The following is a 9,011-nucleotide window of genomic DNA, read 5'->3' as shown; positions in this document are numbered from 1 at the left end:
GGGCCGCCGCCGCGGGCGCCGCCGGGATCCTCGTGGGTGCGGTGACCGGCTGGATCGTCGGCGGGCTGCTGGCCGCGCTGGCGGTCGTCGCCCTGCCGCGGCTGCTGGGCCGTGACCACGCCCATGCCCGTCAGGTCGCCCGCACCCAGGCGATCGCGGTGTGGGCCGAGCAGCTCCGGGACACCCTCGCCGCCGCGGCCGGTCTGGAACAGGCGATCCACGCGACCACGCCTGCCGTCCCGGCCGCGATCCGCCTGGAGGTCACCGTGCTGGCAGCCCGGATCGACCGGCGGGAACGGCTCGCTCCCGCTCTGCACGCCCTCGCGGACGAGCTAGATGATCCGCTGGCCGATCTGGTGATCGGTGCGCTGGTCCTTGCCAGCGCGCATCAGGCCCGGCAGCTGTCCGGGTTGCTCGGTCAGCTCGCCGCGACCGCCCGTGCCCAGGTCGAGATGCTCGGCCGGATCGAGGTGGGTCGGGCCCGGATGCGCACCACGACGCGGGTCGTCGTCGTGACGAGCATCGTCTTCGCCGGCGGGCTGGTGCTGTTCAACCGGCCTTTCCTCGCCCCGTATGGCACCGCCGCCGGTCAGCTGGTGCTACTCGCCGTCGGCGTCCTGTTCACCGTGGGGTTCGTCTGGCTGGCGCGGATGTCCCGGATCCGCCAGCCTGCCCGCTTCCTCCAGGGCGATGGGGGCACGACGACGACCTCGACCCCGGCGGGCCTGCCAGCCGGGAGCGGTGGGGGAGCCGGTTGGGGAGCGGGTAGCCGATGACCGTGCTGCTGATGCTGCTGGCCGCCGGGGTCGGGGCCGGCCTGTGGGCGCTGACGGTCTGGCTGTTCCCGCCCCGCCCGCCGCTGGGTGAGCTTTTCGCCCGGCTTGATCCCGCCGCCGCGCCAGCACCCGCCCGCCCGGCACCGGCCCCGGCCGGCCAGGACGGCTGGGCGGTACGGACGGGCCATCCCTTCGTCGGGCTACTGCGCGCCGCCGGGCTGCCGACCGAGGCGCTGCGGCAGGACCTGGCGATTCTCGGCCGGGGTATCGACGCGCACCTGGCCGAGAAGGCCACCGCGGGCCTGGCCGGGCTGCTGCTGCCCTCCGTGATGGGAGTGGCGTTCGCCGCCGGAGGCCGCCCGTTTCCCTGGGCGCTTCCGGCCGTGGTCGCACTCCTGTGCGCCGTCGCCGGATTCCTGTTCCCCGACCTCACCGTGCGCACGGAAGCGGCGCGTCACCGGGCCGCGTTCCGTCATGCGCTGTCGGCCTATCTCAGCTGGATTCAGGTGCTGCTCGCCGGTGGGGCCGGGGTGGAATCCGCGGTGACCGACGCCGCCGGGATTGGCCAGGGCTGGCCCTTTATCGCCCTGCGCCGGGCCCTGGCCACCGCCCGGGACACCCGCGTCACCCCCTGGGCGGCGCTGGGCCAGCTCGGCGCGGAGCTTCAGATCTCCGAACTGATCGAACTCGCCGATGCGGTCGCGCTTGCCGGCACCGAAGGCGCCCGCGTCCGCCAGTCGTTGGATGCGAAAGCCGCCGCGCTGCGGGTCCGTCAGGCCCAGGACGCCGAAACCGATGCGAATGCCGCCACCGAACGGATGAGTATCCCCGGCGTGGTGATCGCGATCGGTTTCATTCTGTTCGTGTTCTATCCCGCGATGACCCAGATCACCCGATCGCTATGATCTTTCCTGTCGGAGGTGTCGTGTTCGACCATCTGCGTACCTGGTGGTCACGGGTGTACACCCGTGTGCGGGACATGCCGCCGGACGAACGCGACCGCGGCAGCACCACCGAACAGGTCATCTGGATCGCGTTCCTGGCCGGGCTCGCGCTGACCGTCATCGGCATTTTTGGCCCGCAGATCCTGGACGCCGCGCAAAACATTGTTTTCAAGTAGCAGAAAACAGCCATGGCAGCCCGCATCCACCCGACACCCCGCTGGCACTGCCGCGTCCCCCCATGCCACGGCTCCTCGCCCCGAACCGGTCAGGACCACTCCCACCGGCGTGCTCCTCGACCCCACCCGCCCAGGCCACTTCCACCGTCCTGCCCGCCGCGGCGGCGCGCACGGACCAGACCCGCCTTCGGCGGATCGGCGCGGCGGGGTGACAGCGGGGCGCTCACCATCGAGATGATGTTCGTGCTGCCGGTGCTGTTCAGCATCGTGCTGCTGCTCGCGCAGGTCACGATCTGGGCGCACGCCACCCACATCGCCCAGGCCACCGCCGCCCGCGCCCTGGCCGCCGTCCGCGCCGACGGCGGCAGCGTCACCGCCGGCCAGGAGCAGGCCGACGCCACCCTCACCCAGCTCGGCCGGGCCACCCTGACCGACCCGCAGATCACGGTGACCCGGGACGCCGCCCGCGCCACCGTCCGCATCCAGGGCAGCGCCGCCAGCGTCGTCCCCGGCCTGCACCTGCGGGTCGACGCCACCGCGGCCGGCCCCCTCGAACAGCGCCGGCCCGAAGCCTCATGACACGCCTGCCCCCGCAGACGACACCGGACTCCGGCACGGGCGACCGGGGCTCGGCCACCACCGAACTCGTCCTGATCATTCCGGTGCTGCTCCTGATGCTGCTGTTCCTCATCCTGTGCTACCGGATCAGCACCACCCGGCTGCGGGTCACCGACGTCGCCCACCAGGCCGCCCGCGCCGCCTCCCTCGCCCGCACCCCCACCGAGGCCGCCGCGGACGCCCGCTCCACCGCGCAGGACGTGCTCGCCGACACCGGTGTCACCTGCCAGGACCTCACCGTCGACACCGACACCACCCGGCTGACCCCGGGCGGACTGGTCCACGTCACGGTGTCGTGCACCGTCACCCTGGACGATCTCGCACTGCTCGCCGTCCCGGGCACGGCGACACTGCACGGCACGTCGACCGCGCCGGTCGACGCGTTTGGTGACCAGCCTGGAACGCTGCCATGATCCGCCGGGCGTGCCGCGGCGAGCGGGACGCGGGCACCGTCACCGTCTTCGTCGTCATCCTGTTCGCCGCGTTCGTCATGTTCGGCGGCCTCATCGTGGACGCCGGCGGCGCGCTCGCGGACAAGACCAACGCGATGGGTATCGCGCAGGAAGCCGCCCGCGCCGGCGCGCAGAAGATCGATCTCACCGCGTTCCGTCGGACGGGTACCGTCCGGCTGCTGCCTGACCCCGCGGTCGCCGCCGCGCGGTCCTACCTCGCTCAGGCCGGCGCGACCGGCACCGCGACCGTCGCGGACAACACGGTCACCGTCACGGTCACCGCGACCCATCACACCCAGCTCCTCGGCATCGTCGGGCTGGACGCGCTCACCGTCACCGGCACCGGTAGCGCCCACCCCGCCCCACCCGCCGGAGTGATGCCGTGAGCCGACCCGTCGCCAGCACACCCCGGCCCTTCCCTCGCAGGCTCGCCGCCGGTGGGCTGGCGCTGGGCCGCATCGTCCGCGCCGCCGTCGCCCTCGTCGCGCTGATCGCCCTGATCGGCGGATTGCCGTGGGGACTGTGGCATTTCGTCGGCTGGCCGCTGCCCGATCACCTGCCGTCCTGGGCGGAGATCGAGACGCGGCTGACCGGCCCGATGGACGACGGCCTGCTGCTGAACATCCTCGCCTGCCTGCTGTGGCCACTGTGGGCCGCGTTCACCGCCTCCGTCGTCCTCACCGTTCCCGACGTCCTGCGGGAAGCGCGCGGGCCGACGTACGGCTCCTCGCTGCCCGCCGGCGGCATGCGCGGGTTCGCCGCGTTCCTGCTCGGCGCCGTGCTCCTCACCGCCCTCAGCCCCCGCCTGCCGCTGGCATCCGACGGCGGCCCCGCCGTCGCGACCGTCGTCGCCACCGGACCCGTCACCCCCCGCCTCGTCCCGGCCAGCACCATGACGGACATCACGCCCCCGGTCGCGGCGCCGGGCACCGTGGTGGTGCAGGCGCCTCACGGCGGCATCCACGACAGCCTGTGGCGCATCGCGGCCCGCTGCCTCGGGGACGGGGCTCGCTGGCCGGAGCTGTGGGCCGTCAACCAGGGCGTCGTCCAGGCCGACGGGCGGACGCTGACCCGCCCCCAGCTCATTCACCCCGGCTGGGTCCTGCGCCTGCCAGCCGAGGCGGTCGCCCCCGGATCCCCGGGGCGCCCGCCCGTCTCCGACCCGCCGCCACCGGTCGCACATGCGGCCACCGCGCCCCCGCACACGCCGTCACCGACCAGCCCGCCCCCCGCGATGACCTCGCCCGGCGGCGCGACCACCAGCCCGTCCGCCACCAGCCCGTCCGCCGCCGGCGGTCCGACCGCGATCCCCCCGCCATCGGTCCCCTCGGCCGTACCGTCCACACCAGCGTCACCGGCCGTAGCGTCCGCGCCAGCGTCACCGGCCGTGCCACCCCCGCAGCAGCCTGCCCCCGCGCCGCCGCACGCCCCGGGCGTGGCGTTCCCCTCCGGCGGCTACCTCGGTCTCGGCGCCGTCGCGCTGCTCACCGTCGCGTTGTTCACCCTGCGGCTGTGGCGCCGCCGGCACTACACACCCGGCAGCGGCCAGCGAGACGACCTGGACGAGGCACCCGTCATCCGCCACCTGGCGATCGCCTACGATGCCGCCACCGCGCTCCCCGACGAGCACGGCGATCCCGTCGTCGTGCGCTCTCCCGGCGACCGCCACGTCGCCGGCCGCCGCCACGCCCAGGCCACCGCCGCGCACACCGCCCCACCGCCGGGCACCCAGGTCGTCGGCACGACCCGCGACGGCCGGCCGCTCGCCCTCGACCTCGCCGCCACCCGCGGCCTCGGCCTGATCGGCCCCGGCGCCGACGCGGCGATCCGGGCCCTGCTCCTCGCCCTGCTGGCCGAACGCCACCGGCCCGACACCGACCCCGTCGAGATCCTCATCCCCGCCGCGGACGCGATACGGCTCCTCGGCGAACAGGCCACCGCCCACCCCCCGCAGCGGCTGCACATCGTCCCCGACCTGGACACGCTCCTGGACCGGCTCGAGGCCGAGATCGTCACCCGGGCTCGTCTCGCCGCCCACGGCACCCCCACGGCCCACCGCGCCACCCTCGTCGCCGTCGCCACTCCCACCCCGGCGGCGGACGGCCGGTTGCAGGCCGTGCTCGACAACGGCTCGTCCCTCGGGCTGGCCGGCATCCTCTACGGGCAGTGGCGGGCCGGGGCCACCGTCCGGGTCCGGCCCGACGGCGTGGTCGGCGCCGCCAGCCCCACCATCGCCGCCCGGCTGACCGGCAGCCGCCTGTTCACCCTCCCACCGGTCGACGCCGCACAGCTCCTCGAGCTGCTGGCCGACGCGGACGCCCCCGCGGACAACCAGGAGGCGTACCGGCGGGCAAACCCTACCCAGGGGCCACCGCCCCCACCACCCGCCTCCGCATCGCCCCCCGCTAACACCAGCCCCGCCGCGCCCGACAGCCCCCACGACGGCGACCGGCACGCACACCCCCAGCTCCCGGAACCGGCGCAACCCCCGCCGGCGGGCCCCGCACCCACCACCAGCGCATCCGCCGCCACACCCCGAGACAGCGGGGCGCCAGCACCGGCACCGGCGTCCGTGGCCGGCCCGGCCGTGAGCACACACCGTCCGCCGCCCGCGACCACACCACTGCTCCTCACCGTGCTCGGCCCCCTACGGCTGCTGTACCGGCCGACAGCCGACGCCGACTACCAGCCCATAGACGGGGTGGGGCCCAAAGCCCGCGAAATCCTCGCCTACCTGGCGCTGCACCCCGACGGCGTCCGCCGCGACACCCTCGTCACGGCGCTCTGGCCCGACGACGGCGAAAGCAGCCGCCGGCGTCTCGACAACCGCTTCTACGCCGCGCTCTCCCAGCTCCGCCGCGCGCTGCGCACCGCCACCACCGACACGATCGACGACATCGTCGTCCACCACGACGGCCGCTACCATCTGCACCGTGACCTGCTCAGCGTCGACCTCTGGCAGCTCCAGGACGCCCTGGCACAACGCCACCACGCCACCACCGCAGCGGACCGGTTCGCCGCGCTCCTGCCGATCACCGCCACCTACACCGGTCACCTCTCCGACGACCTCACCGGCGCCTGGGCCGAACCCCACCGCGAACACCTACGCCGCCAGGTCGCCGACGCTCTGGCCAGCCTGACCGCCACGATCGGAGAGGACAACCCGCAACGCCTCGAGCTCCTGGAAGTGCTGCGCCAGCTCGATCCCTACAACGAGCAGCTCTACCGGCAGATCGCCCGCGCCCAGGCCCGCCTCGGCCACCCCGACGCCGTCAGCCGCACCTACGCCCTGCTCACCGCCTGCCTCGCCGACATCGACCAGCAGCCCACCACGGACACCACCGCGTTCTTCCACGCCCTCCAGCGTCAGCAGCCCGATCCCCGCAACACCCGATCAGCCTCATAGGAGCTCGGACGGGCTGTCGCAGGGCAGACGCGCCCGCCTTCTTACGCTCGACGCCGACGGGACCGCTCCCGCTGATCCCGGAGGAGAAGGTCCTCGTGCTTGCGGGCCCACGCCGCCAGCGGCTCCAGCAGCTCGACCAGTTCCTCCGCCGGCGGCGTGAGCCGGTACGACGTCGGGAACGGGAACTGCTCCTCCCGCGTGTGCTCGACCAGCCCGCGCGCCTCCAACCACCGCAAGGTCCGGCTGAGTACACCGTCCTGANGGCTGCGGCCGGCGGCTCGTCCCCGCCGTCCCGTAGGAGCGGATGGCGTGCAGCAGGCCGGTGTAGGGACGCGACCCCGCGGCCAGCACCACCAGCACATCCGGGAACCACTCCGGATCCAGCAGACGCCGCAGATCGTGCAGCAGACCGCGCCGCTCAGCGTCGGACATCCCCGCCTCGCCCGTCACAGCCACCACCTCAGCGCACGCCACCCCAACGGAACCCCACGATCTCCTCGCCGGCGTTGACCACTCCGTTTCGCAACGCGATCACATCGTCGCAGCGGGAAGGGGCAGATGCACCGGCACGGCGACTCCTATCCTCAGCGTGCCCGAGACGGTCGCTATTCGACAAACTCTTCCCCAACAACAACCAGCTGGCGCGGGTACCCGTTGTGCAGCCCCTCGGTGCGGCATCTCGGCCGGCGCGACCGATCCCGCCATCTGCACCGACCCCGGCCCTTGCACGGCCTCACTGACAGCGACCGCCGGTGAATGACGTACGGTAACAACAGGCTGCTCATCGCAAGCGATTCCCCGCACCCCCGCCCAGGGAGCGACCCCCGGCATGGCGTGGGAGGAGGACGGGAGTGTATCGCCGGACAGGGGCCTGAAAAGGGCTGTCGATGTCGGGAAAGGATCCCAGACAGGTCAGTGCCGGCTTCCACGGAAAAGGCCAAAGGGCTGATGCCGGCATGCCAACCTCGGCGGGCGCGCCGGCCATAACCCGGCGAGCACGATGGGCGCGTCCCACGCACTGCGGGCGCGGCGCTCCGGTCTTCCGCAGCGACACCCGGCCGCCCCCCTGCGGGAAAATCGCGCTGACGACATGGGGCGGCGTTCGAGACGGGCAGGAGCCGTACGGATCGAGCAACAGCGCGTCCGGCCCTGGCCACAGCCCGACGCGCTGTCGTACCGGCGTCATGTGACGGCATCCACCTGGCGCAGACCCCGGAAAACGGCGCCCATCGCCCTGCCCGCCGGCCTACCCGCCGGTGTACCTGCCGGGCTGCCCCCTAACGGGTACCCCCCAGCCGTCACGCTGGCGCAGGTCACCAGCACACTGGCACTACCCACGTCCTCCCCGACTCAAGATGCCGGCAGGCACAGTAATAGTAGGCTCCGGAGACCGGCGGATAGCAGTACTGACTGCTGCCATTCCGAGACCATTCGGCACCATTTTCTATTTTCTTGACTATTCTCCGGATATCCCGGGAGTTTTTATCTCGCATTTCTCGTGCCGCTGCCATTCTCCTGTCGCCATGCTCGTCCCATTCCCTTCCACTTCTTCGCCGAATTCTCGTTGACCATTATTCCATGATTGCAAAATTCGCACAGATGTTCTCATAAAAATCTTGGATTTGACAGTTTTCGGGTATTGCATTACAGGGATGCCGGCGGGAGCATTAATTGTCGGCTGGACGCGCGGAAAGCGCGCCAGAATCCCCATCGCGTACGGAGAAAGCGATGCTGCGTGCCATTTTCAGCAAAGACGTTCCGAACGACCTTCCCGCCCAGGCTGCCGAGCGTGAGGACATGGCCAGAGTCACTGAAGAGGACTGGACGATCATTCAGCGCCTTGCGCGTGGCTACTGCCGGACGGTCGACGCGACCCGTTCCCGCAAGCGGATGGACGGAAGCGCCACCCTCACCCGCAACGGCTACGGCCGGTACGGCACCGACGACGTCTCCGACGACGTGACACAGGATGCCGTTCTGCTGTTCGCGCGGAAGTTCGGCCGGATCATTCGGACGTCGGTGGTCGCGTCGTGCTCCGTCACCACCCGTGAGCCGGACTCGTGGCAGTACGTCCGTAAGAACGGAAACATGATGATCGCAACGCGGGACACCGTACGCCGATGGGCCGTGCGGGATGCCGCCGCGCGCAACGGCTACCGCCTCGACGATCCTCCGAGCGAGATAGACGCGATCCCCGGAGCTCAGCTCATGGCCGGAGTCCGGCACGCTGAGCACCTGGCGACTACCGGGCACCTGGCCCAGAACAGCGACGCCCTTTTCCGGATGGCATGGGGAGACGGAAGCGGCTTCCCCACTCTCGGAAAGATCATCATCCGGGGGAACGCCGCGCCCGACCTGGGACGGGCACCTGTCCTCGCGGACGTGGCGCACGAACTGTACGGGGGCAAGCACGGCTCCCGCTACAACGTCCGCAGAACACGGGATGCCGCACGGAAAGAATGGGCCGAACTGTCCGCCCGGCTGGACGAAGCCCGTCAGGAACTGGTCTACGCCGCCGCACGCTGAACCACCGATATACCCATTCCCGCTGTCTGAGAGCCTCTGAGCATCGCTCAGAGGCTCTCAGACTGTCTGGAACGGCATTCCGAGTACGCGCCGTGCGGGTTTCTCGTGTCTGT

9 protein-coding genes are annotated in these 9,011 nt (G+C 71.8%); 8 read left to right on the top strand and 1 reads right to left on the bottom strand.

All coding sequences use genetic code 11. From position 1 onward, the window contains the following. From FrCorBMG51_RS16970 to FrCorBMG51_RS16940, 7 genes are all read left to right on the top strand, one after another. Positions 1-776 (top strand): type II secretion system F family protein (locus tag FrCorBMG51_RS16970; protein ID WP_235433669.1); only part of this gene is annotated, 776 nt, incomplete at its 5' end. After that, a complete protein-coding gene (locus FrCorBMG51_RS16965) occupies positions 773-1,681 on the top strand; it encodes a type II secretion system F family protein (protein WP_047224050.1) in 909 nt (302 codons plus the stop codon). The genes FrCorBMG51_RS16970 and FrCorBMG51_RS16965, both read left to right, overlap by 4 nt. Next, positions 1,678-1,896 (top strand): hypothetical protein, encoded by a 219-nt coding sequence (locus FrCorBMG51_RS16960; RefSeq protein ID WP_047224049.1) that lies wholly within the window; start codon positions 1,678-1,680, stop codon positions 1,894-1,896. Before FrCorBMG51_RS16965 ends, FrCorBMG51_RS16960 begins: the two co-directional genes overlap by 4 nt. Positions 1,897-2,124: 228 nt before the next feature. Next, positions 2,125-2,475 (top strand): pilus assembly protein TadE, encoded by a 351-nt coding sequence (locus tag FrCorBMG51_RS16955; RefSeq protein ID WP_256386261.1) that lies wholly within the window; start codon positions 2,125-2,127, stop codon positions 2,473-2,475. Beyond that, positions 2,472-2,927 (top strand): TadE/TadG family type IV pilus assembly protein, encoded by a 456-nt coding sequence (locus tag FrCorBMG51_RS16950; protein WP_047224048.1) that lies wholly within the window; start codon positions 2,472-2,474, stop codon positions 2,925-2,927. The genes FrCorBMG51_RS16955 and FrCorBMG51_RS16950 overlap by 4 nt, the downstream gene beginning before the upstream one ends. After that, entirely contained in the window at positions 2,924-3,352 is a 429-nt protein-coding gene (locus tag FrCorBMG51_RS16945) for a pilus assembly protein TadG-related protein (protein ID WP_047224047.1), read from the top strand. Before FrCorBMG51_RS16950 ends, FrCorBMG51_RS16945 begins: the two co-directional genes overlap by 4 nt. Continuing rightward, the gene (locus FrCorBMG51_RS16940; RefSeq protein ID WP_047224046.1) at positions 3,349-6,372 is read left to right on the top strand and encodes an AfsR/SARP family transcriptional regulator; all 3,024 of its coding nucleotides are present in this window, start codon (positions 3,349-3,351) and stop codon (positions 6,370-6,372) included. Before FrCorBMG51_RS16945 ends, FrCorBMG51_RS16940 begins: the two co-directional genes overlap by 4 nt. A 41-nt stretch (positions 6,373-6,413) precedes the next feature. On the opposite strand, the gene FrCorBMG51_RS31585 is transcribed toward FrCorBMG51_RS16940, so the two are convergent. Further along, complete coding sequence (locus FrCorBMG51_RS31585) at positions 6,414-6,608, bottom strand: winged helix-turn-helix transcriptional regulator (protein ID WP_235433668.1); 195 nt, start codon at positions 6,606-6,608, stop codon at positions 6,414-6,416. A 1,492-nt stretch (positions 6,609-8,100) separates the two neighbouring features. Here FrCorBMG51_RS31585 and FrCorBMG51_RS16930 point away from each other — a divergent pair. Further along, positions 8,101-8,898, top strand: a complete 798-nt coding sequence (locus tag FrCorBMG51_RS16930; RefSeq protein ID WP_047224045.1) for a hypothetical protein — start codon at positions 8,101-8,103, stop codon at positions 8,896-8,898. Positions 8,899-9,011 lie beyond the last annotated feature (113 nt).

It is taken from the genome of Protofrankia coriariae (genome assembly GCF_001017755.1).
GTDB classification, from domain to species: domain Bacteria; phylum Actinomycetota; class Actinomycetes; order Frankiales; family Frankiaceae; genus Protofrankia; species Protofrankia coriariae.
Note: the sequence above shows the minus strand (reverse complement) of the source record. Positions and strands in the feature narration are given on the sequence as shown.